Raw genomic sequence first — 25,890 nt, 5'->3', positions numbered from 1 at the left:
CGGCTACCGGCCCGCCGCGGCCGTGAACCGGGCTGCGAGGAACCGGATCTGGTCCGCGACGGCGCGCTCGAACAGATCACCGACGTAGATGTCGAAGTGGTCGCCGTCGTAGTGGTTGACCTGGACGTGGTCCTGCCCGGCCGCAAGGCGGGCCGTGGTGCGCGCGGGGGCGGCGCGGTCGTCGTCGCACACGCACAACAGGGTCGCCGCGGCGATCTTGCGCAGGTCCTTGCCCGGCCGGTACAGCGGCAACCGCAACGCGAGCCGGGCCGCGATCGCGTTGGCGCTGGCGCCGCCACCGTCCGGGCCCGTCATGACACCCCAGATCGTGTCGCGGCCGACAGCGGTGTCGCCGGGGCGGAACGGCTGCCCGCCCGTCTCGACGGTCGGGGACAACCCCTTGCCCACGGCGGGGACCCGGGCGAGGACCCGGGCGGTGCGAGGCGAGAGCCGGGACCCCGCCGGTATCAGCCTGGACGCCGCGGCGATCGCGGTCGGCGACACCAGGAAGGCGGGCATCCACCACACCCCGACCACCGGGGCCAGCACCGGCTTCGCGCCGAACACCGACCCGAGCACATCGAGCACGGCGGCGATGACGAGCCCGACCACGCTCAACGGGCCGGACCGGAACCGGGAGATCAACGACGCCGGACCGTCGGTGAACGGGCACTGGGCCACCACGGCGGCCACGCCGTGGTCCTCGCTCGCGACCCGCAGCACGTGCCCGCCGCCGAACGAGGTCCCCCACACCGCGATCCGGTCCGGGTCGACCTCCGGCAGGGACCGGCCGTAGGCCAGTGCCGCCCGCCAGTCGTCGAGCTGGTCGCCGATGTCGAGCAACTGCCGAGGAGATCCCCCGCTGGCCCCCAGGTACCGGTAGTCGAACACCAGCACCATCCACCCCTGCGCGGCGAAGCGCTCCGCGAACGCGTCCAACCGCCACTCCCGCACCGCACCCAACCCGTGCGCCATGACCACCAACGGCCGGGGCCCGCCCCCCGCTGTCGGCGTGTACAGCCACGCCGCGCACCGCACGCCCTCGGACTCGAACCACACGTCCCGCCGCACCGACGCAGTGCGGCTGTCCTTCGCCGCCGAAGTGTCCATCGCCCACCCTGTTCAGCTCACCCGCGGCTCTTGACTTGCAATCAAGAGCTGGTGACGCGAACGCTAGATCTCTCTTGATTGGAAGTCAAGAAACAAGGTCTGGCGCCGCACCGCCGTTGCCCATCGGCACCGCGGCGGAGTTCCCCCTTTTCGACGTCCAGAGCGGCGCCTGGTGCGTTGACCACATGGGGTCGCCGGGTTGGTCAGGCTGCTCGAGGATCGTCCATGGGCCTGTCGTCGCCGACGGAGTAGCAGCCGTGGTGCGGTCGGACGGGCAGCGGCCTGAACCGGTCGAAGGCGGAACACCGCCGTGGGAAGCGGGTCAGGACCTCGTCGATGCGGTCGGGTTCGGCGTCGAAGTCCGGGTCGTCGGAGGCTTCCGGGTTCCGTCGAGCGACGGCCCCCCCGCCCACCCGGGGTCCAGCGCCGCCAGGCCGCGTGCGGTGAAGTCGTGGACCACGGCCCGCACGGCGTCCGCCGCGACCAGCCGCGCGATCGACGGCGCGGGAGTCCCGGACGACGAGGCCGGCCCTCGTCCGCGGTCAGCGCGCCGGCGGCGTGGCGAAGACCAGGCCCTGGCTCTTCGTCGACGAGAAGCCGCCGACGTCGCGGGTCACGACCTTCACCCGGTGCTGGCTGTCCGGCGCCAGCCCGGTGAGGGTCGCCTGCTTCTCGGTGACGAAGGCGACCTTCACGTCGTCGAGGTAGATCTCGTAGCCGGCGGTCTCGAACCACCACGGGGACGAGTACCAGGAGAACGACGCGCTGGTGGGCGTCGTCGCGGTCACGCGCAGCTGGGTCGGGCGCACCGGCCGCTCGATGATGATGCTGTGGGAGGTCAGGGTGGCCAGCCGGTCGTCGGCCGCCGGGTCGTGGGAGCAGGTCGCGGTGACCACGCCCAGGGGCGTCCCGTCCGCCCGTTCCGGCCGCAGGGACAGCGCGAGGTCGCCCAGGTGGACGGCGTACTGGCCCGCCTGGTGGAAGTACAGCGCCGGGAAGCCGCCCGCCGCGCGGGGCACCGCCCCGCCGGTGACCTTGGTGGGCGCGAAGGTCAGCGCCGCCTCGGCCGCCTGCGTCCCGCCGGGACCGGTGAAGGTCGCGCCGAGCGTCGCGGTGCTGTCGCCGTCGATGCGCACCGCGGCCGCGCCGAGCGCCGCCGCACCGCCGAAGGCCAGGTCCACGTCGACGTAGGCGGGTTCGTAGTAGGCGACGGTGTTCGGCTGCCCGGACACCTCGTCGGGCAGCCCCGCCCTGACCTGCACCCGCACCGGCACCCGCGGGCCGAGGGACGTCGCGCACGTGTAGTCCAGGCCCAGTTCGGCGGGCGCGGCGGACGCGCCGCCCGGGGCGGTCACGCCCAGCAGGGCCAGGGCGAGCAGGCCGACAGCGACACGTCGTGGGGTTCCGCGCACGGGTTTCCCGCCTCTCCGTTGAAGTTCCGCTCGCCCGCCGGTCAGCGTGCCACAGCTCTCCCCCGCCCGGAATGCGGTCAACCGACCTCAGTTCGCGCGGCAGCAGGGCGGCGGTGACCGCCCACGCGGTGTCCGCCGGGAGGCGTCGATGCCGAAGGGGCGCAAATTTAAATCAATCGCTTGACTTAGCGATACTCCCGTCGTTTCACTATGGGCCGGCGGATACGACGCGCAGGAGGCTTCCGTGGGACACGAGGCGGACCGGCACCCCCACGCCGACCCCGCGGTGCCCGAGCGGGTCGAAGACCTGGTCGTCGGGGGCTTCCGCGCGGTGCCGGTACGGTGGCGACCGTGGTGACCGACGTCGGCAGGGGCCCCAGGGCGGAGCAGGTGGGCACCACGCGCCGGCAGATCCTGGACACCGCGGAGCGGCTGTTCGCCGAGCGGGGCCTGTACGCGGTGTCCAACCGCCAGATCAGCACGGCCGCCGGCCAGGGCAACAACGCCGCGGTCGGCTACCACTTCGGCACCAAGGCCGACCTGGTCCGGACGATCGTGCGCCGGCACACCGAGCGCATCGAGCCGCTGCGGCTGGAGGCGGTCGCCGCGGTCGAGGGGTCGGTGGAGGTCCGGGACTGGGTGGACTGCCTGGTGCGCCCGGTGACCCGGCACCTGGCCGCGCTGGGCGACCCGACGTGGTTCGCCCGGTTCGCCGCCCAGGTGATCACCGACCCGGGGTTCCGCGCGGTCATGACCGAGGAGGCGCTGGCCACGCCGTCGCTGCGCCGGGTGCTCGACGGGCTGCGCCGGTGCCTGCCCGACCTGCCCGACGACGTGCGGGCCGAGCGCGGCGACATGGTCCGCGACCTCGTGGTGCACGTCTGCGCCGAGCGCGAGCGCGCGGTGGCCGACGGGACCGTCGCGGTGCGGTCCACGTGGGACGACGCGGCCACCGGGCTGGTCGACGCGATCACCGGCCTCTGGCTGGCGCCGGTCTCGCGTCGTCCGTGAGGGCTCCCGGTCGCGGTGCGCGCCGGGAACGACGACACACGAAGGAGTTCGACCGATGAAGGTCTCCGTGGACGAGGACAGGTGCTGCGGCGCGGGCTCGTGCGTGCTGGCCGCGCCCGACGTCTTCGACCAGCGCGACGAGGACGGCGTGGTGGTGCTGCTCGCCCCCGAGCCCGCCGGGCACCTGCACGGCGCGGTGCGCGAGGCGGCCGACGTGTGCCCCGCCGCCGCCATCACCCTCAGCGGCACGGCGTGACCTCCCACGTCCTGGTCGTGGGCGCCGCGGCGGCCGGGCTGTCCACCGCGGAGGCCCTGCGCCGCAAGGGCTACACCGGCGGGCTGACCCTGCTCGGCGACGAGCCCCACCACCCCTACGACCGGCCGCCGCTGTCCAAGCAGGTCCTCTCCGGTGCGTGGGAACCCGAACGCGCCCGGCTGCGCGACGACGGGGTGCTGGCCGCGCTCGACGCCCGGTTCGTCCTGGGCGACCCGGCGGTGGCCCTGGACGTGGCGAACCGCGCGGTGACCACGGCGAGCGGGCTCACCCTGCGGGCGGACGCCGTCGTGCTCGCCACCGGCGTGCGCCCGCGGACCCTGCCCGACCAGGCCGGGTTGGCCGGGGTGCACGTGCTGCGCACCCTCGACGACGCCCTCGCGCTGCGCGCCGACCTGCGCCCGCCGGCGCGGCTGGTGGTGGTCGGCGACGGCGTGCTCGGCGCCGAGGTCGCCGCCACCGCGCGCGGCCTGGGCGTGGAGACCGCGCTCGCCGGCCCGCAGGCCGCGCCCCTGGCCGCGCAGCTCGGCCCGCTCGCTTCGGGCCTGCTGGCCGACCTGCACGCCGGGCACGGCGTCCGGCTGCGCCTGGGCTCGGCCGTGCTCGGCCTGACCTCGCGCGACGGCCGCGTCACCGGGGTGCGCCTGGACGCCGGTGACGTGCTGCCCGCCGACGTGGTCGTGGTGGCGCTGGGCTCGATCCCCAACACCGACTGGCTCGCCGGCAGCGGCCTGGAGCTGGACAACGGCGTGGTGTGCGACGCCCGGTGCCGTGCCGCCGAGGGGGTGTACGCGGTGGGCGACGTGGCGCGGTGGCACCACGAGGACCTGGGCGTCGCGCTGCGGCTGGAGAACCGCACCAACGCCACCGAGCAGGCCGGCGCCGTCGCCGACAACATCCTGGGCACCGACCGCGCCTACGTGCCGGTGCCGTACTTCTGGACCGACCAGTTCGACGCCCGGCTGCAGGTCCACGGCGTGCCCTCCGGCGCGGACGTGTCCGTTGTGGACGGTGACGTCGAGGCACGTCGGTTCGTGGCCCGCTACGAGCGCGACGGCCGGGTGGTGGGCGTCCTGGGCTGGAACATGCCCAAGCAGACCCGGCAGCACCGCGCCCGGCTGCTCGCGCCGATCCGTTAACCGGGAGGACACCCGCGATGACGAGCACCCCCGAGGTCCCCGAGTACCCGATGCCGCGCGCGGCCGGCTGCCCCTTCGACCCGCCGCCGCAGCTGCGCGAACTCCAGCGGCGGACACCGCTCACCCGCGTCCGGCTCTGGGACGGCAGCACGCCGTGGCTGGTCACCCGCTACGCCGACCAGCGCGCCGTGCTGACCGACCGCCGGGTCAGCGCGGACATGACCCACCCGGCCTACCCGCGTTCCGCGCCCGGCGGCGGCTCGCTGAGCTTCATCGGCGTGGACGACCCCGAGCACGCGCGCCTGCGGCGCATGGTCGGCTCGGCGTTCACCGTCAAGAACGTCGCCGCCATGCGCCCGGCCGTGCAGGCGGTCGTGGACGACGCCCTGGACGCCATGCTCGCCGGGCCCAACCCCACCGACCTGGTGGGGGCGTTCGCGCTGCCGGTGCCGTCGCTGGTGATCTGCGACCTGCTCGACGTGCCCTACGCCGACCACGACTTCTTCCAGGCGAACAGCAAGGCCGTCATCAACCGCGACTCCACCCCGGAGGAGCGGGCCGCGGCGTCCCGGCGGCTGGCCGAGTACCTGGGCGGCCTGGTCGCGGCGAAGGTCGGGCGCCCCGGCGACGACCTGCTGTCCCGGCTCGGCGCGCGGATCGAGGCCGGCGAGCTGAGCCACCGCGAGGCCACCGAAATGGCCGTGCTGCTGCTCATCGCCGGCCACGAGACCACCGCGAACATGATCGCGCTGAGCACCCTGCTGCTCCTGCGCGACCCCGACCAGCTGGCCCTGCTGCGCGACTCCGACGACCCGGCCGTCGCCGGCCGCGCCGTGGAGGAGATGCTGCGCTACCTCACCATCACCCACAACGGCCGCCGCCGGGTCGCCCTGGAGGACCTGGAGGTCGCCGGCTGCCCGGTGAAGGCGGGCGAAGGGCTGGTCCTGCCCAACGACGTCGCCAACCGCGACCCCGACGCCTTTCCCGACCCCGACCGGCTCGACATCACCCGCGAGGCGCGCCACCACGTGGCGTTCGGCTTCGGCGTCCACCAGTGCCTGGGCCAGCCGCTGGCCCGCCTGGAGCTGGAAATCGTCTACCGCACGCTCTACCGCCGGGTGCCGACGCTGCGCCTGGCCGCGGACTTCGCGGACGTCCCGTTCAAGCACGACGGCTTCGTCTACGGCGTCCACGAGCTGCCCGTGGCGTGGTGACCGCCTGTCCCCGGCCGGGGCCGGTGGTCAGGCCGGGGACAGGTGCAGCACGCTGCCCTCGCCGTTGGCCGAGACGTAGAGCGAGCCGTCCGGGCCCACCGCCAGGCCGGCGAACTGCCGCGGCGCGCCGGTCGTCGCCGGCGTAGCAGCGCTGCTCGGCGTCGAAGGCGACGTCGACGGGCGAGTCCAGCCCCTCGGCGAGCACGGTCACCTCGTCGTCGCCGCCGATGGCCAGGACGCGCCCGGTGCCCGTCTCGGCGACCACCAGCGCGCCGTCGCCGCGCACCGCGATGCCCGCGGGCCGGTCCAGGCCGACCGCCCGGACCCGCGCGGTGCGGGTGGCCGGGTCGTAGGTGCGCACGTCGCCGTACTGCGAGGTGACGTGCAGCAGGCCGTGGTCGGCGGCGATGCCGTGCACGAAGATCAGCATCTCGTGCGTGGCCACGCCACCGGCCTCCGGCCGCGCCAGGCGGTAGTGATCGGCCGCGTACACCGTGCCGCCGAGGTCGACCGCCACCCCGTACGGGCCGTCGAACCCGGCGGGCACGACCTCCCTCGTTCGCCCGTCGGGGTGAACCTCCGCGATGCCCCCGCTGGCGAAGCTCGACACGAACATGCGGTTCTCGTCGTCGAACGCCGCGTTGTCCAGCCCCACCACGCCGCTGGCCACCACCGACCGCCCCCGCCGCCGAACAGGTCGATCCTGGTCACGATGCCCTCCGCGCCGCGCGAGAGCACCACCAGGGCGCCGCCCCGGTCGAAGCGCACCGCCACCGGTTCGTGGACGTCCTCGGCGACCAGCTCCGGCGCGCCGCCGTCGAGGGGCAGCCGGAACACCTGGTCGGTGAGCATGTGGGGGTAGTAGAGGCAGCCGTCGGGGAACAGCTCCAGCACCCGGCCGTCCACCTTCATCTCGTTGACGAACAGCCGGTCGCCCACGCAGGTGATGCCGTTGGGCACCCGCACCCGGTCGGACACCAGGCGTACCCGCCGGCGGGGTCGCGGCGCCGCACCTGGCCGGGCACCAGGTCGGTGACGTACATCGAGCCGTCCGCGCCGAAGGCCAGGTCGTCCGGCGACCGCACCGGGCCGTCCACCGGCACCACCACCTCGACGTCGCCCGAGGCGAGGTCCACGGCGCGGGTGCTCGTGGCGCGGTGGCGGCCCGTGCGGTCGAACCGGCTGGGCGTAGCGGTCACCGGGCACCGACCAGGACGTCGTCCATGCCGCCCTCGGCGCGCCAGCGGCGCAGCAGCCGGTGGAACGCCACCGGGCCGTCTCCGAAGGACTCGCCGCGCTCCCGCGGCCTGCCCTCGTCGTTGTAGTAGCCGGGGGTGCACTCGGCGAAGAACCCGTACTGGTCGGGTGCCGTCGCGCGGATCGTGGCCACCCAGGCGCCCTCGGCCGCCTCGCCGGGCTCGACGTACCGGGCGCCGCGGGCGCGGGCCTCGGCGACCACCGCGGCGATGTGCCCGGCCTGCTCCTCCAGCACGTGCACGAAGTTGACCGAGGGGGCGTTCTGCAGGGGGCCGAGGTGGAAGAGGTTGGGGAAGCCGTGGCTGTAGAAGCCGTGCAGCGTCCGCGGGCCGTTGCGCCAGTGCGCGAGCAGCGGGAGGCCGCCGCGGCCGCGCACCGGCACGCGCCCGGTCATCACGCCGGACATGCCGACCTCGAAGCCGGTTGCGAAGACGACGCAGTCGACCTCGTACTCGCGGTCGCCGACCACCACGGCGTTCCCGGTGACGCGCTCGACGCCGCCGTGGTCGGCGGTGTCGACCAGCGTGACGTTGGGCCGGTTGAAGGTCTCCAGGTAGTGGTCGCTGAAGGTGGGGCGCTTGCACATGTAGCGGTACCAGGGCTTGAGCAGCTCGGCCGTGGCCGGGTCCTCGACGACGGCGTCGACGCGGGCGCGCAGCTCGTTCATCTTCTGCGCGTCGACGATCTCGTCGACGCGCTCCCGCTCCTCGGGCGGGAGGTCGCCGTAGGCGTCGGTGGGGATCAGCTTGCCCAGCAGGCGGGCGCTGCCGGTCCAGCCGTCGGCGACCGCGTCCTCGGCCTGGCCGCCGGTGACGACGGTGAGGAAGTTCTCCATGCGGCGGCGCTGCCAGCCCGGGGTCAGCGAGGCGGCCCACGCCGGGTCGGTGGGGCGGTTGCCGCGGACGTCGACCGTGGAGGGGGTGCGCTGGAACACGAACAGGTGGCGGGCGTCGCGGCCCAGGTGCGGCACGACCTGGACGCCGGTCGCGCCGGTGCCGACCAGGGCGACGCGCTTGTCGGCCAGGCCGGTGAGGTCGCCGTTCGCGTCGCCGCCGGTGTAGCCGTAGTCCCAGCGGCTGGTGTGGAAGGTGTGGCCGCGGAAGTCCTCGATGCCGGGGATGCCGGGCAGTTTGGGGTGGTCGAGCGTGCCGTTGGAGATCACCACGTAGCGGGCGCGGATCCGGTCGTCGCGGTCGGTGCGCACGACCCACTCGGTGGTGTCCTCGTCCCAGCGCAGGTCGGTGACCTGCGTCTGGAAGCAGGCGTCGCGGTAGAGGTCGAAGTGGCGGCCGATGGCGCGGGCGTGCTGCCGGATCTCCTCGCCCGGCGCGTACTTCCACTTCGGGACGTAGCCGACCTCCTCCAGCAGCGGCAGGTAGATGTAGGACTCGATGTCGCAGTGGATGCCGGGGTAGCGGTTCCAGTACCAGGTGCCGCCGAAGTCGCCGGCCTTGTCGATCACGCGGATGCCCCCGACACCCGCCTGGCGCAGGCGCGCGGCGGTGATCAGGCCGCCGAAGCCGCCGCCGACGACCACCACTTCGACCCGGTCGCGCAGCGGTTCCCTGGTGAAGCCGGGCTCCACGTGGGGGTCCTCGGCGTAGTAGCCGAACTCGCCCTCGGCGCGGCGGTACTGGGCGCTGCCGTCGGGTCGGACGCGGCGGTCGCGCTCGGCCCGGTACCTGGCCCGGAGGGCGTCCAGGTCGAAACCCGGGTCGGCCGGGACCCGGGGGGAGCTCTGGGTGGTGGACATGCCTGCCTCTCTGGGTGGGCTCGCGTGCGACGTGGTCTTGCTTCGCGCGTCGTGCGCCGTCGTCCGGGCAGCGCTCATCGCGGCCTGGGACCAGCTAAACGAACCCGCTTGCTTTGAGTCAAGCGACTGACTTAAAAGCGCGGGTGACGCCACCGCGTGACCCGTCGATTCCGCTTGGTGACGACTCCCATCGGACCACGGTCCGACCTCGAAGTCCGGACCACGGTCCGATGTGCTCCACCCCCGTCCCGCAAGACCATGATCCCCATGAAACCCACCGCCATCACCGCCCTGGTCACCTCCCTCTGCCTCGCCCTCCTCTCCCCCGCGCCACCCGCGCAAGCGAGCCCCGGCTACACCAGGGCCGAGCTCCAGCGCGACGTGGACGCGCTCCGGCAGCGGGGCGTCATCGGCATCCAGGCCCGCGTCACCAGCGGGCGGAGGACCTGGACCGCCACCAGCGGCCTGGCCGACGTCACCACCGGCCGCCCCGTGCCGGCCGAGGGCCACTACCGCGTGGCCAGCTACACCAAGACCTTCGTCGCCACCGTCGTGCTCCAACTGGTCGGCGAGGGCAGGCTGGGCCTGGACGACGCCGTGGAGCAGCACCTGCCCGGCTTGCTCCCCGACCGCGGGATCACCGTGCGGCACCTGCTCCAGCACACCAGCGGCCTGCCCGAGTACCGCGCCGCGCTACCGGGCCGGGACCGCGCGGGCTTCGAGGAGCACCGCTTCGACCACTACGAGCCGCGGCAACTGGTCGCCCTGGCGCTGGCCCGCCCACCCACCTCCCGGCCCGGTGAGGCGTGGTCGTACTCCAACACCGGCTACGTGGTGGCGGGGCTGGTGATCCAGGCGGTGACCGGCCACCCGTGGGCGCACGAGGTGCGGCAGCGCATCATCCGGCCCCTGGGCCTGACCGGCACCAGCGTGCCGGGCGACGACCCCCGCCTGCCCGAACCGCACGCCCGGGCCTACCAGCAGTGGACCCTGGGCGGCGAGCTCAGCGACACCACCGAGTTCAACCCCAGCTCCAGCGACGCCGCGGGCCAGGTCATCAGCACCACCAGGGACCTCGACCGGTTCTTCCGGGCCCTGATGTCCGGCCGCCTCCTCCGCCCGGCGGAACTGGCCGAGATGCTCCGGACCAGGCCCGCCGACGACGGCCTGGAGTACGGCCTCGGCCTCTACCGCAAACCCCTGACCTGCGGGGGCTACTACTGGGACCACGGCGGCAACACCACCGGCACCATCAGCCGGGGCGGCGTCTCCCCCGATGGCGAGCACGGCATCGCCCTGGCCTACACCGGCGCCCACGGCAACAGCTTGGAGGACATAGCCGCCCTGGCAGCCGCCTCGGACAGGATCGTCGACCGCCTGTTCTGCGAGCAGCGCCGCGACTGAGAGTTCCTCGTGGTGCGTGGTCCCATCCGTGCGTCACTCGCTCTTGGCCCGATGTCCGTTGCCACAGCGGATGGATCTGTCACGCAGAGTCCCGACCGCGGCGGGAAAGAGCCTTTCGGCAGGAATGGGTCTTCGGTCCTGCCAGCGTGTCTTTCCGGGCTGAGCACGGGGTTCGGCCGAAGCCCGGCTCGGTGGCCGGGGTCAGGTCGCGAGGCAGGCCGCCTTTCCCGGCGGCACCGACCGGATCTCGACCTCCACCGGCTGCCGATCCCCCTTTGCCTTCTTCGTGGTTCCTGATCAAGGAGCTGTGGTCGCCGGGTCCGGCATGACGTGCGCCCCCGGGTCGAACGCATGATCCGGGAGGTGGTGTCACCAGACCCGGTGGCATCGCCGGACCGCCGACAGGGACACGGCCACCTTCGGGCAGGTCTCGTCGTAACGTGGCCGCCGGCCGACGATGCCCGACCCGCGACCACCCGGCACGAGACGGAAGAACCCCAGCATGACCAGCGGCTACCAGGTGTTCCTCGGCCTGGACGTGGGCAAGGGCGAACACCACGCCGTCGCCCTGGACGCCACCGGCAAACGCCTGCACGACGCACCGCTGCCCAACAGCGAACCCAAACTCCGGGCGGTGTTCGACAAGCTGGCCCGACACGGGACGGCGCCGGTCGTGGTCGACCAGCCCGCCACCATCGGCGCCCTGCCCGTCACGGCCGCCCGCGCCCTCGGGCACCAGGTCGCCTACCTGCCCGGCCCGGCCATGCGCCGCATCGCCGACCTCCACCCCGGCAACGCCAAGACCGACGCCCGCGACGCCCACGTCATCCCCGACGCCGCCCGCACCCTGCCCCACACCCTGCCCAAGGTCGACACCGGCGACGACACCCCGGCCGAACCCGGCGTCCCGGTCGGCTTCGACGACGCCCCGGCCGCCGAGGCCACCCACGTCTCCCACCGCACCCGCAGCCTGCCCGCCGGCATCCGCAAAGCCGGGCGACGCAAAGTCGCCGCCATCGCCATCGCCACCGCCCACACACCCCGCATGGACGCCAGGCTGGTCGAGCAGACCTGGACAGCCCTGGACGAACAGACCGTGACCGTTCCCGGCACCACGGCCGCCGACACCGTGCTGCCCAGGCTCGCCGACAGCCTCAAAACCGTGCTGCACCAACACAAAAACATCGCCGACGAGGTCGAAGGGACGCCTGATGCGCACCCTCTCGCCGAGGTCCTGACCCCGATACCCGGCACCGGGGTCTCCGACCGCCGCCCGCATCCTGCTCGAAGCCGGCGACGCCACAGGCTTCGCCGGCTCCGCCCACCCGGCCGCCTACGCCGCCCTGATCCGCCTGGCCCGACGACGCTACGACGTCCTGCCATGCTCCGCACCAAAACCCACTACCGACACCCCGACCCGCTCCCACCCCGGCCGCGGCTTGACAACCACAGGGACACCCCCGCCACGCGGCACCGGACCACCCGGCCGCGCGGCGGCCCCACCCCCTGTGTCGGGCATCACAACGACGTCAGGTCACGAACGGCCGGGTCGCTCCCATCTCGTGGTCGTCGGCAACCGGGAAGAGGAAGGCGGAACGATGAGCGCGCACCACGTGGTGGTCCTGGGAGCGGGTTACGCGGGCATGGCCGCGGCGGTCCAGCTCGCGGCCCGGGTCAGGCGGCGCGAGGACGTGCGGGTGACCCTGGTGAACGCGCAGGAGCGGTTCACCGAGCGGTTGCGGCTCCCCATGGCGGCGACCGGGCAGGAGCTGTCCGAACTGGACATCCCGAAGCTGCTGGAGGGCACGGGCGCGCGGTTCGTGCGCGGCTGGGTCACGGCGGTGGACGCGGGCGCGAAGGCGGTGCGGGTCGACGACGACCTGGTCCTGCACTACGACACGCTGGTGTACGCGCTGGGCGGCGTGACCGACACGGCGTCCGTGCCGGGGGTCGAGGACCACGCGCACACCCTGGACAGCACCCGGGACGCCGAGGTGCTGGCCGACCGGCTGGCGCGGTCGGGCGGCGGCGCGGTGGTGGTCGTCGGCAGCGGGCTCACCGGGGTGGAGTCGGCCGCGGAGATCGCCGAGCGGCACCCGGGGTTGGACGTCGTGCTGCTGGGCCGGCGGGAACCCGGTTCGGAGCTGAACCCGAGGGCCCGGGCGTACCTGCGGGCCGCGCTCGACCGGCTGGGCGTCCGGGTGCGCGCCGGGGTCGAGGTGGTCGGGGTGCGCCCCGGCGCGGTCGACCTCGCGGACGGGGAGGGCGTCGCCGCCGACGTGGTGCTGTGGACCGGTGGCACGCGGGTGTCGCCGCTGGCCGCCGCCGCCGGGTTCACCACCGACGAGCGCGGTCGCATCGTCACCGATGCGGCGCTGCGGTCGGTGTCGCACCCGGAGGTGTTCGCCGTGGGCGACGCGGCCGCGATCCGCCAGGGCTACGGCGTCGTGCACGGCACCTGCCAGAGCGGCATGCCGACCGGGGTGCACGCCGCGCTGTCGATCCTCCGCGCGTTGCGGGGCAGGCAGCCCAAGCCGTTCCGCTTCGGCTACTACCACACGCCGGTGAGCCTGGGCCGCAACGACGCCGTGGTGCAGTTCACCCACCCCGACGACAGCCCGCGCCGCATCCACCTGACCGGCCGCGCGGCGGTCAGGTACAAGGAGGTGGTGACCGCTTCGCCCTGGCCGACCTACGGCCGCATGAAGAAGATGCCCGCCTCGGGCGCGTTCTGGCCCCGTGGCGGCCGGGTCACCCGGGTGGCGCGATGAGCGCCGCGGACCCCGCCGAGCAGGTGTTCCACCAACACCGCAACCTGCTGTTCTCGGTGGCCTACCGCGTCCTGGGCACCGCGGCCGACGCCGAGGACGCGGTGCAGGACGCCTGGCTCAAGTGGTCGGCCGCGGACCGCTCGCGGGTGGCCGACCCCAAGGCGTACCTGACCCGGATCGTGTCGAACCAGGCGCTGGAACGGCTGCGCTCCGCCCGGTACCGGCGGGAGACCTACGTGGGGCCGTGGCTGCCGGAGCCCGTCCTCACCGACGAGCACCCCGCCGCGGACGCGGAGTCGGTGTCGATGGCGGTGCTGGTGGTGCTGGAGGCGCTGAGCCCGCTGGAGCGCGCGGTGTTCGTGCTGAAGGAGGTCTTCGGCTTCAGCCACGCCGAGATCGCGGAGGCGGTGGAGCGCTCCGAGGTCGCGGTGCGGCAGGCCGCGCACCGCGCGCGCGAGCACGTGCGGGCCCGGCGCCCGCGCTTCACCGCGGACCGCGCGCGCCGGCAGGAGGTCACCGAGCGGTTCCTCGCCGCCGCGACCGGTGGCGACATCAACGCCTTGATGGAGCTGCTGTCCCCGGACGTCGCGCTGTGGACCGACGGCGGCGGCAAGGTCCGCCAGGCGCTGCGCCCGGTGGTGGGCGCGTCCGCGGTGGCCTCCTGGTTCGCCGCCATCGGCACCGTCAGCTACCAGGGGGTCGAGCCCGCCGACATGAACGCCGAACTCGTCGAGGTCAACGGCGGGCCCGGCGTGGTGTTCCGCGGACCGGACCGGGTGATCGCCACCGTCACCTTCGACTTCGACGCCGACGGCCGGGTCACCGCGATCCACAACGTGGCCAACCCGGACAAGCTCCGGGCCGTCGCCGGTGGCACCGCGCACGACCTCAGGCCACCCCGGTGGAGTGGTGCACCACAAGGGATCGCGTAGTGGTCCTGGGACGTGCCGCCCTGCCGCAGCAGGATCGGTGTCGAAGCGGGGCGCACCCGCACCGCCGACCGATCAAGGAGCAAGCCATGCGGCACCCCACACGCCGTTTCGCCACCGCCGCCGCCGTCGCCGCGGTGCTGACCGGTGCCACGACCCTCGCGGCGCCCGCGGCCTCGGCCGTCACCCCGGGAGCCGGGTTCCAGTACTGGTCGCTGAACTGCCAGACCTGGGAGACCGCGGGCGGTGACGGCACGCTGGCCTGCACCGGCACCCAGGCGGGCACCTGGCGGGCCAAGGTCAAGTGCAGCTTCGGCTTCACCTACTACGGCAACTGGCAGCACAACAACAGCGGCGGCACCTGGTACTCCACCGCCGACTCCAACTGCTACTGGGGCGTCTCGGACATCTCGCTCACCACCTCGACCTGATCCGAAGCCGCGGAACGCCTTCGCGGCCGGACGCCGTGCCCGGCGGCGAAGGCGTTCCGCTGTCAGCCGCGGTAGTGGTCGGCCAGCGCGGTGAAGGCGGCCTTCGGTTCCCACGGCATGTCCGGATAGGTGTCGCCGTTACGCCCTTCGAGCACCTTGACGATGCCGATGCTGGCCAGGTCGAGGTCGTGGCGGGGGTCGTTGGGTCGGTGCGGGTAGTTGTGGAGCGCGAAGAGGTACACGAAGGCGCTGTCGACACCTTCGGCGTCGAAGATCTCCAGCAACTCGCGCAGGTACTTGGCCTGTCCGTCCTCGTCGCGGTCGTAGTCCCCGTTCAGCCGGACCGGGCGGCCGGTCTCGTCGCGCTCGACGATCTCCATGCTGCGCGGGGCCCGGTCGCCCGAACCGCGCCAGGTGGCCGTGCCGAAGCCGGTGATCGCGACCGGCTTCCCCTGCGCCACCAGGGTCCGCACGCCCTCCTGGAACCGGTCGGCCACCTCGGCGGACCGGATGAGTTCGACCGACATGATGTCGAAAAGCGCCCAGTCGACGCGCTCGAACGGGATGCAGGCGTACGTGATCTTCCCCCGGAAGTGCTCGCGGACCGTTCTCACGGCGTCTTCGAGGAAGTCGCCGAGGCGCGCACTGACCTCGGTGATCCGCTCACCGAGTCCGTCGGGTCGGCCGAGCATCCAGTCAAGGCGCTCGGCGATGTCGTCCCCCGGCACGAACCCCCGGGCCATGAGGGTCAGCTCGACGCCGGTGACGAACACGACCTCGGCCCCGTCGCGCCGGACCCGCTCCGCCCGCCGCGCGCAGTCGTCGAACAGGGCCAGCATCTCCGTGGCCGTGAGGTTCAGCGGGTAGGGCGAGAACCAGACCTCCAGCCCGAGTTCGGCCGCCCTCCGGGCGGCCAGTTCCAGCCGCTCCGGATCGCCGCCGACGAGGTGGACGGCGTTGCAGTGCAGGTCGTCGCGGATGACGGCCAGCTCCCGCCGCACCAGGTCGGGGTCGAAGACCTCGCGGGAGGTCTCGCCGTTGTGGACGAAGCCGGTGTCGTAGGCGATGCCCTTGGCGCGCATGGGGTTGGTCCCTTCCGGTCGTGAGGTGAGGGCGCCGACGCTAGGCAGAAAAGTGCGTGCACGCAAGTTTGCGCGCACGCACTTCTGCTGGCACACTCCGGGCGTGACGACACGGCGAGCAGGGCTGCGCGAGCAGAAGAAGCAGGCCACCAGGGAGGCGTTGCGCGAGGCGGCCCTGCGGCTGGCCCTGGCGCGCGGACCGGCGAACGTGCGCGTCGACGACATCGCCGAGGCGGCCGGGGTCTCACCCAGGACCTACAACAACTACTTCTCCAGCCGCGAGCAGGCGATCGTCGCCGCCGTCACCGCCGAGCGGGAGGCGCGGATCGCGGCGGCGGTGGTCGCCCGCCCCGCCGGCGACCGCCTCTCCCGCGCCGTGGTCGAGGCGGTCGTGGAGCAGTACACCGACCCGGGGGAGCACCACCGCGACGCGCTGCTGCTGATCACCACCCACACCGAGCTGCGCGAGGCGTTCATCGCGACCACCGGTGCGCTCGAACACCCCCTCGCCGACGCGATCACCCGGCGCGTCAACGGCATCGACCCGCACACCGCCCTCGTGCTCGCGGCGAGCGTCGCCGCCGCGATCCGGGTCGCGCTCCAGGGCTGGGTGCGGCCGGGTACCGCGCCCGGCGGGCTGGTCGTGCCGTCCGGCTCGCTGCCCGACCTGCTCCGCACCGCACTGGCACCGCTGGCACCCGCGCTCGACGCGGCCGGGCAGCGCCCGTGACCACCCGCGCGAGCGATGCCCGAGCGGCCCGGGGTCCGTGCCGTCGGTTCGCGGCCAGGGCGCGTTCGGGGACGGCCCGGCCGCGAGCCCGCGCGACAGTGGCCCCGTCCACGTCCCCGTAGGCGTCGAAGAACCGGTTCGCCGCACCCGCGGGCAGCAGGACCCGGGCGGCCGACAGGTTCGGTCGCCGGACCGCCCGCGCACATCTCGCCGAAGTCGAGCACCCCGGCGAGCGGGACACCGCGCCCGGGGTTGGCCGGGGCGTGCGCGGGTGCCCGCCGGTGCAGGGCCCGGAGGGAACCGGCGAGGGCCTCGGCCGCGTCGGCGCGGGTGACCGGCGCGCGGTCCGCCGGCTCGCCCTCGACCCAGCGCGTGACCGTCTAGGTGTGCCCGAACAGGGCCGAGGGTTCGCCGACGCGTACCAGGGTGGGCGTGGGCAGCGGCAGGTGCACGCCCAACACGGGCAGCCACTCCTGCTCGGTGCGCGGCAGGGCGGGGGCGTGGGCAGCGGCAGGCGCACGCCCAGCTCCGCCCCGAGGCGCCACTGCTGGTTGTCCCGGCCACCCTCGACGTCCCGGAGTGCGAGGTCCGGGTGCTGCTCCCGCGGCAGCGCCCACACCAGGTCCTGCCCGAACCGCAACTCCCCCGCCGAACAACCCCCAGCGGTCAACGAGTCCTGTCCGCACCGTCGTCGACGGTGCCGCGGAGGCCGTCGAGCTGCCGTTGGACGCGTTCGGCATCGGCCTCGCGGCCCAGTCGGCGGTACAGCTCCAGGGCCTCCCGCCAGGCCGCGCGGGCCCGGTCGTGGTGGCCGAGGGCGGCGTGGGGGTGACCGAGGTAGTCGAGGGCCACGGCGGCCGACGCGGTGTCGCCCAGGGTGCGGAACAGGGCGGTGGCCTGCTGGTAGTACCCGACGGCCCGGCGGTGGTGGCCGGTGTGGTGCTCGATGTAGCCCAGGGTGTCCAGGGTGTGCGCCTCGCCGATGAGGTAGCGGTGGTGGCGGTGCAGCGCGAGGGCGTCCTGGCAATGGTCGCGGGCGGTGTCGAACTCGCCCACGTGGGCGGCCAGCCAGGCCACCGTGTTGAGCGCGTTGGCCTCCCACACCGGCTGGTCCAGGGCCCGGTAGAGGTCCAGGGCGCGGCGCGAGTACCCCAGGGCGCGCCGGTCGTCCCCGTGCAGCTCCCAGGCCCACGCCAGGGCGTGGTGGGTGGGGGCCTGCTGGCCGGGGTCGTGGTGGTGCTCGGCCAGGGCGAGGGCCCGGTGCAGGTGGTCGAGGGCCTGGTCGTGCCTGCCCAGCTCGGCGTGGGCGAGGCCGAGGAGCCGGTGGGCGTGGGGACGGGTGGCCGGGTCGGGCAGGTGGTCGGCGGCGTCGGCGGCGGCCTGCCACACGACCAGCACGTCGTGGCGGTGGCCCCGCCACTGGTGGAAGGTGCTCAGGCTCCAGGCCAGCTGCCACACGGCCTGGTGGCGGTGGTGGGCGGCGGCGGTGTGCTGGGCGGCCAGCAGGTGCGGGTGGTGGGTGTCCAGCCAGGACAGGGCGGTCGGGACGTCGGGCAGCGGGTGGGGGTGGGCGCCGGGGCTCGGCGGGTCGAGCCGGACCGGTTCGCGGTGCGGGGTCAGGAGGCGTTCGGCGGCGAAGGCGGTGTGCAGGTAGTGGTCGACGACCCGGGCCAGCGCCGCCCGCCGCACCGGTTCGGGCAGGTCGTGGGCCGTGGTGGCGGCGTAGGCGCGGACCAGGTCGTGCATCGCGTAGCGGCCGTGCGGGTGCTGGTCGAGCAGGGAGGCGTCGACCAGGCCGCGCAGGGCCCTGCGCGCGTGCGCCTCGGCCAGGCCGGTGAGCGAGGCGGCGGCGGGCAGGTCGATGTCCGGGCCGGGCGCGACCCCGAGCAGCGCGAACACCTCCTGCTGCCGGTCGGCGAGGTGGCGCCGGGACCACGACAGCACCGCGGGCAGGCTGGCCGCGGGATCGTCGTCGTCGAGCATGTCCAGGCCCAGCTCGCGCAGCTCGGCGGCGACCTCGGCCAGCGGCACCTGCGGGCGGGTGGCGGCGTGGCGGGCGGTGATCGCCAGCGCCAGCGGGTGGCGCCCGCACAGCTCCACCAGCTCGTCGGTCACGGCGCGTTCGTCCTCGACCCGCCGGTCCCCCAGGCGCGAGGCCAGCAGGGCGCGGGCCTCGTCGCGGGTGAGGACGTCCAGGTGCAGGTGGCGGGCGCCGTAGCGGTCGATCAGGGAGGACAGCGTCGTGCGGCCGGTGACCAGCACGGTGCAGGTGCGCGTGCCGGGCAGCAGCGGGACGACCTGGTCGGCGGTGGCGGCGTTGTCCAGCACGACCAGCACCCGTTTGCCCGCCACCAGGCCGCGGTACAGCGCCGCCTGCGCGTCCAGGTCGGTGGGCAGCCGGCCGGGGTCGACGCCGAAGGCGTCGAGGAACCCGCGCACCGCGGCCGCGGGGTGCAGGGGTTGGCCGTCGGGGCTGAAGCCGCGCAGGTCGACGAACAACTGCCCGTCGGGGAAGCGGTGGGCGTTGCGGTGGGCCCAGTGGAGCGCCAGCCAGGTCTTGCCGATGCCGCCCGCACCGCCCAGCGCGGAGATCAGCACCGCCGATCCGTCGTCGGCCGCGGTCAGGACGCGGTCCAGGTCGGCCAGGTGCTCCTCGCGGCCGACGAACGGGACCGGCGGCGCGGGCAGCTGCCGGGGCGCCGTGGCGTCGCCGTCGGCGGGTGCGGGCCGGTCGAGCACCGCCGGGTCGGCGGGGTGGGGGTGGTCGGGCAGGGCGATCCAGGCGGTGTCGCGGACCTCCTTCACCGACACCGCCACCGGCCGGAACGTCGCGGGGTCGAGCACCGCGGAGTGGCGGACCACCTCGTCGAAGACCCAGCGGGACACCACCAGCACGACCAGCCCGGGGGAGTCCGCGAGCGCCGCGCGCACCGCCGGCGCGTCCAGCAGCCGGAACGCCGTGGTGACCGCGGTGGACGTGGTCCCGTGCCCGTCGAAGGCCACCTCACCGGCGTGCACCGCCACGCGCAGCCGGACCCGCTGCGCGGCCGGGCCGGCGTCGTTGTGCGCCCGCAGCGCCGCCACCAGCGCCCCGGGCAGCACCTCCACCAGCGGGGCCTTGGCGTAGCCCGGCGGGACCAGCACGAACACGCCGTCGCCGCGGTCCTCGTGGTAGCAGTCCTCCCACGGCACGCCGGCCGCGCGCACGGCGTCGGCGACCACCCGGTAGAGGCCCGCCCGGGTACCGAGCTGGTGGGGCAGGGTCCGGCGCGGGTCGCCGAAGCCCTCGACGTCCACCACGACGATCGTGCGGTGCACCGCCTGCGTCGGCTCCACCAACCGACCTCCCGTCACCACGGTATCCACCGTCAGCCGCGCCAGCCAGCACGTGGACGTCGACCGCCGGCCGCGGGCACCGACGTCGCGGGCTCTGTCGCTTCCGCCGACAGGTGGTTATCGTTGCTCGCATTCCACGGGTCAGACCATCGTTTCGACGGGTGGAAGGCGGTCGCACGTGACGCTCCGGAGCGCCGAGTGGTACGCGGGGGACGGCCGCAACGCCTACATCCACCGCGCCTGGATGCGGCGGGGCGTGCCCGGCGACGCCTTCGACCGCCCCCAGATCGCCATCGCCAACACCGCCTCCGACCTCACCCCGTGCAACGCCCACCTGACCGAGGTCGCCGCGTCGGTGCGCGACGGCATCCACGAGGCGGGCGGCATCCCGCTGGAGCTGCCGGTGGTGTCGCTGGGCGAGACGCAGGTCCGCCCCACCGCGATGCTGTGGCGCAACATGGCCGCGATGGCCACCGAGGAGATGCTGCGCGCCAACCCGATCGACGGCGTGGTGCTGCTGGGCGGCTGCGACAAGACCATCCCGTCGCTGCTCATGGCCGCCGCCTCGGTCGACCTGCCCGCCGTGGTCGTGCCCGGCGGCCCCATGCTCACCGGCACCTTCCGCGGCGTGCCGCTCGGGTGCGGCACCGACGTGTGGCGGCTGTCGGAGGAGGTGCGCGCCGGCTCGCTGTCCGCCGAGCAGTTCACCCGGTCGGAGTCGGCGATGATCCGCAGCCGGGGGCACTGCAACACCATGGGCACCGCCTCGACCATGGCGCTGGTCGCCGAGGCCCTGGGCACCGTCGTCCCCGGCGTGGCGGGCACCCCGGCCCCGGACAGCCGCCTGCTGGAGGCCGCCCACCGCACCGGTCGGCTGACCGTGGAGCTGGTCACCGCCGACCGCCGCCCCAGCACGTTCCTGACCAGGGCTTCCTTCCACAACGCCATCGTCGCCCTGGCCGCGATCGGCGGCTCGACCAACGCCGTCGTGCACCTGCTGGCCATCGCCGGCCGCCTCGGGATCGACCTGACCCTGGACGACTTCGACCGCATCGGCTCCGACGTGCCGGTGCTGGTCGACCTGCTGCCCGCCGGCCGGTTCCTCATGGACGACCTCCACCGCGCCGGCGGCCTGCCCGCCGTGCTGCGCGAGGTCCGCGACCTGCTCGACCCCGACGCGCTGACCGTCACCGGCAGACCCCTGGTCTCCTACCTCGACGACGCCCCGACCTGGGACCCGGAGGTCATCCGCCCCCGCGCGGCACCCCTGGTCGAGCGCGGCGGGATCGCGGTGCTGCGCGGCAACCTCGCCCCGCGCGGCGCGCTGGTCAAGCCGGCCGCGGCGTCACCGCACCTGCTGCGGCACCGGGGCCGCGCCGTCGTGTTCGACTCCGTCGAGGACTTCCACGCCCGCGTCGACGACCCCGACCTGGACGTGGACGCCGACTCCGTCCTCGTGCTGCGCGGCTGCGGCCCCAGGGGCTACCCCGGCATGCCCGAGGTGGCCAACATGCCGCTGCCCAAGAAGCTGCTCGAACAGGGCGTGCGCGACATGGTCCGCGTCTGCGACGGCCGCATGTCCGGCACCGCCTACGGCACCGTCGTGCTGCACGTGGCACCCGAGGCCGCTGCCGGCGGCCCGCTCGCCCTGGTGCGCACCGGCGACGTGATCAGCCTGGACGTCGAAGCCCGCCGCATCGACGTCGAGGTGCCCGACGAGGAGCTGGCCGCCCGCACGCCCAACGACGCCACCGTCGCCGGGTTCGCCACCCCCCGCCGCGGCTGGGAACGCCTCTACGTCGACCACGTCCTCCAGGCCGACACCGGCGCCGACCTGGACTTCCTCCTCGGCTCCAGCGGGTCGCGGGTCAGCCGCGAGTCGCACTGAACCCGCCGGCCCGGTCGCGGGGCGGGGTCGGGCCGCCGGGGTGCCACCAGCGGCGCGACGCCAGCCCGGCCAGCACCGCGCCGGCGGCGTTGACCAGCACGTCGTCCACGGAGGACACCCGGTCGAGCTGCAGGGCGTACTGGGCGGTCTCGACCAGGACCGAGCAGCCCGCCCCGAGCGCGAGGACCCGCGTCACGGACGCCAGCGCCGCGAACCGCACCGGGGCGAAGAACCCGAGCGCCGCGAAGACCAGCAGGTTGCCGCCGATCCCGAGCGGCCCCATGGTGACCAGGTCCCGCAGCGGGACCAGGCTCACCCGACCGGGGACGGTGCCGGCACCCGGGCCCGGCATCAGGGTCATCCACACGAACGGCACCGTCCCGTGGACCATGCCCACCTCGGCCAACGACCTCCGCCACGCGAAGGCGACCCCGGCGGCACGCCGGCGCAGTGCCAGGGCGCACGCCACCAGGAACGCCGGCGGGAGCGTGACCAGCGTCATGAGCAGCACGCCGTTCTCCGTGTCGAGGCAGCCGTGCCACCGCCCGGCCAGGCACGCCGGAGCGGACATCATGAGCGGCCGCCGCACGACGAACAGCACGGCCGCCAGGCATAGGACCGCCAGGCAGACGAGCACGATCCCGCGCGTGCGGCGGGGCGGCGCTGACGGGGGTGCGCTCTGCGTCATGGCCTTATTGGAGAGGTGGGGCCGTTGCGGCGGTGTATGCGGTTTTGGATACGTCCGCGATACACGGCGCGTTCGGCCGGGGACTCGCACGCCGCCCAGGCGGCCGCGCACGGTCGCCAGGTGCTGGCGGGGGTACGTCATCGGTGGTGCGCCGGCGGCATCGGCGATCGCCTCTTAGCGATGGTCGACATCGCCGTGGCGAAGTCGCCGGTGTGCACGGCACCGGAGGTCACCTGGGCGAGACAGGGCCGGACGCCCCCGCGGCGGCCCCCGCGCCGACGTCGATGCCCAGCTCGCGGGCGGCGGCCCACGGCAGGGTCGGGTCACCGCCCCGGCTCGACGCGGAGGACGTCCCCGGCAGGTCGAACCCATCCGTCCCGGGCAGCTCCAGCAGCGCCGGCGGGTTGCCGCGCGGCGGGCAGCAACCCGCCGGTGTCGGCCTCGGGCAGGCCGGCCCAACGACTGCCGAGGACGCTGTGCCGCGACGACGTGCCCCGCCTACCGGAGCGCCGCGATCCCGGCCAGAAAGATGTCGACACCGGCGAGGAACTGCTCGCGGTCGTCGTGCTCGCGCAGCCGCGCCGCGGCCTTGTGCGCGAACGGGTACCTGTCGGGGTCGAGCCGCGACCACCGGGCGGCGACGCCGGCCAGGAAGTCCGCCCGGTCCTCCTCGCCGCCGGCCAGGGCCCGGGCGTTCGCGGCGTTCTGCCCGGCGACGCCGAGGACGTAGTTCACGAGCGCGCCCGCGGCGTCGAGGAGCGCCCGCTCGGGCACGCCGAGCGCGTCGAGCAGCCCGCCGATGCCCTCGTAGACCTCCAGCAGCGCGGGGCGCCACGGTTCCCGGGCGAGCTGGGCGCCGACCCAGGGGTGCGCGTCGATCGCGTCGAACAGGCCCAGGGCGAGGGCGCGCAGGGCCTCCCGCGGCTCCGCGTCGACGACCACCCCGGTCACGACGGCGGCGATGACGTCGTCGGTGGCGGCGGCGAGCAGGTCGCTCTTGTTCGCGACGTGGTGGTAGATCGCCCCGTAACCGGTGCTCAGCCGGGCGGTGAGCGCGCGGAAGGTCAGCGCGGCCTCGCCGCCGGCGTCGAGGAGTTCGGTCGCGACCGCGACGATCAGCTCCTTGGACAGCGCGTCCGCCCAACAAGGGGGACCCCATGGCCACACCGGTCACGATCATCGGCGCCGGCCTCGGCGGCCTCGTGCTGGCCCGCGTCCTGCACGTGCACGGCATCCCGGTCACCGTCTACGAGGCGGAACCCTCACCCACCTCGCGCCGCCAGGGCGGGATGCTCGACATCCACCCCCGGACCGGCCAGTCGGCGCTGGAGGCGGCGGGCCTGACCGAGGGGTTCCGCGCACTCGTCCTCGAAGGCCGCGAGTCCTACCGGGTCCTCGACGCGGACGGGACCGTCCTGCTCGACCGACCCGACGACGGCACCGGCGAGCGTCCCGAGGTGCAGCGCGGCGAGCTGCGGCACCTGCTGCTCGACTCGCTCCCGCGCGGCGCGGTCCGGTGGGGGCGCGAGGTGACCGGTGCGCGGGCACTGGGCGAGGGCCGCCACGAGGTGGGCCTGGCCGACGGCACCACCGTCGTCACGAGCCTGCTCGTCGGCGCGGACGGCGCGTGGTCGCCGCGGCGGCGGTCGGCGCCGGGACGCTCTTCGCGCTCGCGCCGGGCAGGGGCATCCTGGCCCACCGGGAGGGGGACGGGACGCTCCACGCGTACGCGCAACTGCTGAAGCCGCGGGACTGGCTCGCCGGTGACGCCGCCGTGACGGCGCGGGTCGTCGAGGAGTTCGACGGCTGGGCCCCCGAACTCACCGCCCTGATCACCGACAGCGACACCCCGCCGGTCCTGCGCCGCCTCCACGCGCTGCCGACCGGGCACCGCTGGGACCGCGTCCCCGGGGTGACCCTGCTCGGCGACGCCGCCCACCTCATGCCGCCCAACGGCGAGGGCGCCAACCTGGCCATGCTGGACGGCGCCGAACTCGGCCGGGCCATCGCCGCGCGCCCCGACGACGTGGAGGCCGCGCTCGCCGGGTACGAACAGGCCGTGTTCGCGCGTGCGGCCGCTGCGGGAGGGGACGACACCTACGAGGTCATGCTCGGTGACGACGCGCCCCACAGCGTGGTCGCCATGCTGACCGGGATCGAGCGGGCCTCCTGAGACGAGCCTGAGTTCGCGCGGCCGCAGGGGGCGGGCGGACCCGCTTGTCGGACAACGGTCCCGGGTGCCGTCGCCGGGGCACGACCGGTCACGGGGCCGCTTCCCCCACTTCGCGCCCCCGCGACCGGTCGTGGCTCACGGCGTGGGCAGGGTCCGGTCCAGGAAGTCGCGGACCAGCGGGACGATCTCGTCGAGGTTGGTCTCCAGCGCCCAGTGGCCGCCCTCGATCAGGTGCAGCTCGGCGTCGGGCAGGTCGCGCAGGTAGGCGCGGGCGGCGCCCTCGGGCATGTACCCGTCGTGCGGGCCCCACACGATGAGGGTGGGCGGTTGGTGCTCGCGCAGGTACGCCTGCTCGTCGGCGAACCAGTCCAGGGTGCGCGCCTGGTCGGCGATGAGGTTGACCAGGTTCTCCCGGCGGTCCGGCCGGTCCATCAGCGACCACGACAGCCGCCACAGGTCGGGGCTGACCCGGTCGACCAGGTGCTCGGGGATCTCGCCGACGAACTCGTCGCGGAAGCCCTCCTCGGTCACCGCGGTGGCCAACTCGGCGCGGCCCTCGTCGGTGGGGTTGGACCAGTAGTCCTTGAGCGGCTTGTACTTCGGGCCGTGCTGGTCCTCGTAGACGTCGCCGTTCTGGATGATCAGGGCGGTGACGCGGTCGGGGGCGTGCATGGCCAGCTTCAGGCCGAACTGGGTGCCGTAGTCGTGGAGGTAGATCGCGTAGCGGGTCAGTCCCAGCACCTCGGTGAAGCGGCGCAGGAAGTCGGCGTAGCCGGTGAAGGTGTAGGAGAAGCGGTCGGGGGCGGGGGTGGCGCTGTAGCCGAAACCGGGGTAGTCGGGCGCGACGCACCGCCAGCGGTCGCCCAGGGCGGGCATGAGGTTGCGGAACTGGAACGAGGAGGAGGGGTAGCCGTGCGGGAGGAGGAGGACCGGCGCGTCCTCGGGGCCCGCCTCGCGGTAGAAGATCTCGATGCCGTCGACGTCGACGGTGCGGTGGCTGACGGTGACGGGTTCGTGCGAACGAGTCATACCACCAGGTTTCGCAGCGGGAGGGGGACCAAACACCTCATCGTGTTGCCACGAAAGTGGGAATTTCGTGGGGCTGGGATTGCGGAGGGTGATTGTTCGAGGCAGGAGGGTGGGGCGGGCAGGGACAAGGGCGGGGCGGGTAGGGCGAGCTGAGGCGGGACGGGGCAGGGCAGGCTGCGGCGGGCCAGGCCAGGGCGGGCCAGGGCAGCGTGGGGCAGGGCGGGGCTGGAAGCTTGGCGGGTGCTGAGCAGAAAGTGAT

The 25,890-nt window shown here is 74.3% G+C and carries 21 protein-coding genes and 2 pseudogenes; 13 read left to right on the top strand and 10 right to left on the bottom strand.

Going from position 1 to position 25,890, the window contains the following annotated elements; genetic code table 11:
• Positions 1-3 precede the first annotated feature (3 nt).
• Both EKG83_RS18015 and EKG83_RS18010 read right to left on the bottom strand, forming a co-directional pair.
• The gene (locus EKG83_RS18015; protein WP_051766635.1) at positions 4-1,110 is read right to left on the bottom strand and encodes an alpha/beta hydrolase; all 1,107 of its coding nucleotides are present in this window, start codon (positions 1,108-1,110) and stop codon (positions 4-6) included.
• Between the two features lie 542 nt (positions 1,111-1,652).
• Positions 1,653-2,522, bottom strand: coding sequence for a fibronectin type III domain-containing protein (locus EKG83_RS18010; protein ID WP_153278194.1), 870 nt, complete (start codon positions 2,520-2,522; stop codon positions 1,653-1,655).
• Positions 2,523-2,873: 351 nt separating this feature from the next.
• Here EKG83_RS18010 and EKG83_RS18005 point away from each other — a divergent pair, with 351 nt between their 5' ends.
• Genes EKG83_RS18005 through EKG83_RS17990 form a run of 4 tightly spaced genes read left to right on the top strand, consistent with a single transcriptional unit; the run spans position 2,874 to position 6,160 of the window.
• Entirely contained in the window at positions 2,874-3,533 is a 660-nt protein-coding gene (locus EKG83_RS18005) for a TetR/AcrR family transcriptional regulator (protein WP_228122662.1), read from the top strand.
• A gap of 55 nt (positions 3,534-3,588) precedes the next feature.
• On the top strand, positions 3,589-3,789 hold the full coding sequence (locus EKG83_RS18000; RefSeq protein WP_033434088.1) for a ferredoxin: 201 nt from the start codon (positions 3,589-3,591) through the stop codon (positions 3,787-3,789).
• Positions 3,786-4,946 (top strand): NAD(P)/FAD-dependent oxidoreductase, encoded by a 1,161-nt coding sequence (locus tag EKG83_RS17995; RefSeq protein WP_033434087.1) that lies wholly within the window; start codon positions 3,786-3,788, stop codon positions 4,944-4,946. The genes EKG83_RS18000 and EKG83_RS17995 overlap by 4 nt, the downstream gene beginning before the upstream one ends.
• Positions 4,947-4,963: 17 nt before the next feature.
• The gene (locus tag EKG83_RS17990) at positions 4,964-6,160 is read left to right on the top strand and encodes a cytochrome P450 (protein WP_033434086.1); all 1,197 of its coding nucleotides are present in this window, start codon (positions 4,964-4,966) and stop codon (positions 6,158-6,160) included.
• On the opposite strand, the gene EKG83_RS47885 is transcribed toward EKG83_RS17990, so the two are convergent.
• Complete coding sequence (locus EKG83_RS47885; RefSeq protein WP_228122661.1) at positions 6,108-6,818, bottom strand: NHL repeat-containing protein; 711 nt, start codon at positions 6,816-6,818, stop codon at positions 6,108-6,110. The genes EKG83_RS17990 and EKG83_RS47885 overlap by 53 nt on opposite strands.
• Positions 6,819-6,872: 54 nt before the next feature.
• Between EKG83_RS47885 and EKG83_RS47880 the strand changes: the two genes are divergently transcribed.
• Entirely contained in the window at positions 6,873-7,022 is a 150-nt protein-coding gene (locus EKG83_RS47880) for a hypothetical protein (protein ID WP_228122659.1), read from the top strand.
• 46 nt (positions 7,023-7,068) lie between these two features.
• On the opposite strand, the gene EKG83_RS47875 is transcribed toward EKG83_RS47880, so the two are convergent.
• Both EKG83_RS47875 and EKG83_RS17980 read right to left on the bottom strand, forming a co-directional pair.
• Positions 7,069-7,359, bottom strand: coding sequence for a hypothetical protein (locus tag EKG83_RS47875; RefSeq protein WP_051766633.1), 291 nt, complete (start codon positions 7,357-7,359; stop codon positions 7,069-7,071).
• The gene (locus EKG83_RS17980; protein WP_033434085.1) at positions 7,356-9,170 is read right to left on the bottom strand and encodes a flavin-containing monooxygenase; all 1,815 of its coding nucleotides are present in this window, start codon (positions 9,168-9,170) and stop codon (positions 7,356-7,358) included. Before EKG83_RS17980 ends, EKG83_RS47875 begins: the two co-directional genes overlap by 4 nt.
• Before the next feature lie 267 nt (positions 9,171-9,437).
• On the opposite strand from EKG83_RS17980, the gene EKG83_RS17975 reads away from it, so the two are divergent.
• From EKG83_RS17975 to EKG83_RS17955, 5 genes and pseudogenes are all read left to right on the top strand, one after another.
• Positions 9,438-10,574 (top strand): serine hydrolase domain-containing protein, encoded by a 1,137-nt coding sequence (locus tag EKG83_RS17975; protein WP_051766632.1) that lies wholly within the window; start codon positions 9,438-9,440, stop codon positions 10,572-10,574.
• A gap of 502 nt (positions 10,575-11,076) precedes the next feature.
• A pseudogene (locus EKG83_RS17970) lies at positions 11,077-11,938 on the top strand (IS110 family transposase); the annotation flags it as partial.
• Between the two features lie 234 nt (positions 11,939-12,172).
• Positions 12,173-13,345, top strand: coding sequence for an NAD(P)/FAD-dependent oxidoreductase (locus EKG83_RS17965; protein ID WP_033435472.1), 1,173 nt, complete (start codon positions 12,173-12,175; stop codon positions 13,343-13,345).
• Positions 13,342-14,277 (top strand): RNA polymerase sigma-70 factor, encoded by a 936-nt coding sequence (locus tag EKG83_RS17960; protein ID WP_033435473.1) that lies wholly within the window; start codon positions 13,342-13,344, stop codon positions 14,275-14,277. Before EKG83_RS17965 ends, EKG83_RS17960 begins: the two co-directional genes overlap by 4 nt.
• A gap of 86 nt (positions 14,278-14,363) precedes the next feature.
• The gene (locus EKG83_RS17955) at positions 14,364-14,705 is read left to right on the top strand and encodes a hypothetical protein (protein ID WP_033435474.1); all 342 of its coding nucleotides are present in this window, start codon (positions 14,364-14,366) and stop codon (positions 14,703-14,705) included.
• 62 nt (positions 14,706-14,767) lie between these two features.
• Here the strand turns inward: EKG83_RS17955 and EKG83_RS17950 are convergent, their stop codons facing one another.
• On the bottom strand, positions 14,768-15,787 hold the full coding sequence (locus EKG83_RS17950; protein WP_033435475.1) for a hypothetical protein: 1,020 nt from the start codon (positions 15,785-15,787) through the stop codon (positions 14,768-14,770).
• Positions 15,788-15,890: 103 nt separating this feature from the next.
• Here EKG83_RS17950 and EKG83_RS17945 point away from each other — a divergent pair, with 103 nt between their 5' ends.
• Complete coding sequence (locus EKG83_RS17945; protein WP_033435476.1) at positions 15,891-16,517, top strand: TetR/AcrR family transcriptional regulator; 627 nt, start codon at positions 15,891-15,893, stop codon at positions 16,515-16,517.
• A 666-nt stretch (positions 16,518-17,183) separates the two neighbouring features.
• Here EKG83_RS17945 and EKG83_RS17940 read toward each other — a convergent pair.
• The gene (locus tag EKG83_RS17940; RefSeq protein WP_407690763.1) at positions 17,184-19,853 is read right to left on the bottom strand and encodes an ATP-binding protein; all 2,670 of its coding nucleotides are present in this window, start codon (positions 19,851-19,853) and stop codon (positions 17,184-17,186) included.
• Positions 19,854-20,031: 178 nt separating this feature from the next.
• Here EKG83_RS17940 and EKG83_RS17935 point away from each other — a divergent pair, with 178 nt between their 5' ends.
• Positions 20,032-21,741 carry an IlvD/Edd family dehydratase gene (locus EKG83_RS17935; RefSeq protein ID WP_033435477.1) on the top strand — a complete coding sequence of 570 codons (1,710 nt, stop codon included), beginning with the start codon at positions 20,032-20,034 and terminating at the stop codon, positions 21,739-21,741.
• On the opposite strand, the gene EKG83_RS17930 is transcribed toward EKG83_RS17935, so the two are convergent.
• Both EKG83_RS17930 and EKG83_RS17925 read right to left on the bottom strand, forming a co-directional pair.
• Positions 21,722-22,429, bottom strand: coding sequence for a VanZ family protein (locus EKG83_RS17930; protein WP_084717145.1), 708 nt, complete (start codon positions 22,427-22,429; stop codon positions 21,722-21,724). The two genes, EKG83_RS17935 and EKG83_RS17930, sit on opposite strands and share 20 nt — an antisense overlap.
• Before the next feature lie 498 nt (positions 22,430-22,927).
• Positions 22,928-23,596 (bottom strand): TetR/AcrR family transcriptional regulator, encoded by a 669-nt coding sequence (locus EKG83_RS17925; RefSeq protein ID WP_033435500.1) that lies wholly within the window; start codon positions 23,594-23,596, stop codon positions 22,928-22,930.
• Here EKG83_RS17925 and EKG83_RS17920 point away from each other — a divergent pair.
• Positions 23,587-24,602: pseudogene (locus EKG83_RS17920) on the top strand (FAD-dependent oxidoreductase). The gene EKG83_RS17925 and the pseudogene EKG83_RS17920 sit on opposite strands and share 10 nt — an antisense overlap.
• A 135-nt stretch (positions 24,603-24,737) precedes the next feature.
• Here EKG83_RS17920 and EKG83_RS17915 read toward each other — a convergent pair.
• Positions 24,738-25,631 (bottom strand): alpha/beta fold hydrolase, encoded by an 894-nt coding sequence (locus EKG83_RS17915; RefSeq protein ID WP_033435478.1) that lies wholly within the window; start codon positions 25,629-25,631, stop codon positions 24,738-24,740.
• Positions 25,632-25,890: the final 259 nt, after the last annotated feature.

Source organism: Saccharothrix syringae (assembly GCF_009498035.1).
GTDB classification, from domain to species: domain Bacteria; phylum Actinomycetota; class Actinomycetes; order Mycobacteriales; family Pseudonocardiaceae; genus Actinosynnema; species Actinosynnema syringae.
The sequence above is the reverse complement of the archived record's forward strand: the minus strand, read 5'-3'. Positions and strand labels throughout refer to the sequence as shown.

What these genes read in the sequence shown, in the direction of transcription:
- EKG83_RS47880 (WP_228122659.1), top strand. Translation starts at nt 6,873, where the DNA reads ATGCCCTCCGCGCCGCGCGAGAGCACCACCAGGGCGCCGCCCCGGTCG.
- EKG83_RS17950 (WP_033435475.1), bottom strand. Translation starts at nt 15,787, where the DNA reads ATGCGCGCCAAGGGCATCGCCTACGACACCGGCTTCGTCCACAACGGC.
- EKG83_RS17955 (WP_033435474.1), top strand. Translation starts at nt 14,364, where the DNA reads ATGCGGCACCCCACACGCCGTTTCGCCACCGCCGCCGCCGTCGCCGCG.
- EKG83_RS17915 (WP_033435478.1), bottom strand. Translation starts at nt 25,631, where the DNA reads ATGACTCGTTCGCACGAACCCGTCACCGTCAGCCACCGCACCGTCGAC.
- EKG83_RS17980 (WP_033434085.1), bottom strand. Translation starts at nt 9,170, where the DNA reads ATGTCCACCACCCAGAGCTCCCCCCGGGTCCCGGCCGACCCGGGTTTC.
- EKG83_RS17990 (WP_033434086.1), top strand. Translation starts at nt 4,964, where the DNA reads ATGACGAGCACCCCCGAGGTCCCCGAGTACCCGATGCCGCGCGCGGCC.
- EKG83_RS17965 (WP_033435472.1), top strand. Translation starts at nt 12,173, where the DNA reads ATGAGCGCGCACCACGTGGTGGTCCTGGGAGCGGGTTACGCGGGCATG.
- EKG83_RS17960 (WP_033435473.1), top strand. Translation starts at nt 13,342, where the DNA reads ATGAGCGCCGCGGACCCCGCCGAGCAGGTGTTCCACCAACACCGCAAC.
- EKG83_RS17975 (WP_051766632.1), top strand. Translation starts at nt 9,438, where the DNA reads ATGAAACCCACCGCCATCACCGCCCTGGTCACCTCCCTCTGCCTCGCC.
- EKG83_RS18015 (WP_051766635.1), bottom strand. Translation starts at nt 1,110, where the DNA reads ATGGACACTTCGGCGGCGAAGGACAGCCGCACTGCGTCGGTGCGGCGG.
- EKG83_RS17930 (WP_084717145.1), bottom strand. Translation starts at nt 22,429, where the DNA reads ATGACGCAGAGCGCACCCCCGTCAGCGCCGCCCCGCCGCACGCGCGGG.
- EKG83_RS18000 (WP_033434088.1), top strand. Translation starts at nt 3,589, where the DNA reads ATGAAGGTCTCCGTGGACGAGGACAGGTGCTGCGGCGCGGGCTCGTGC.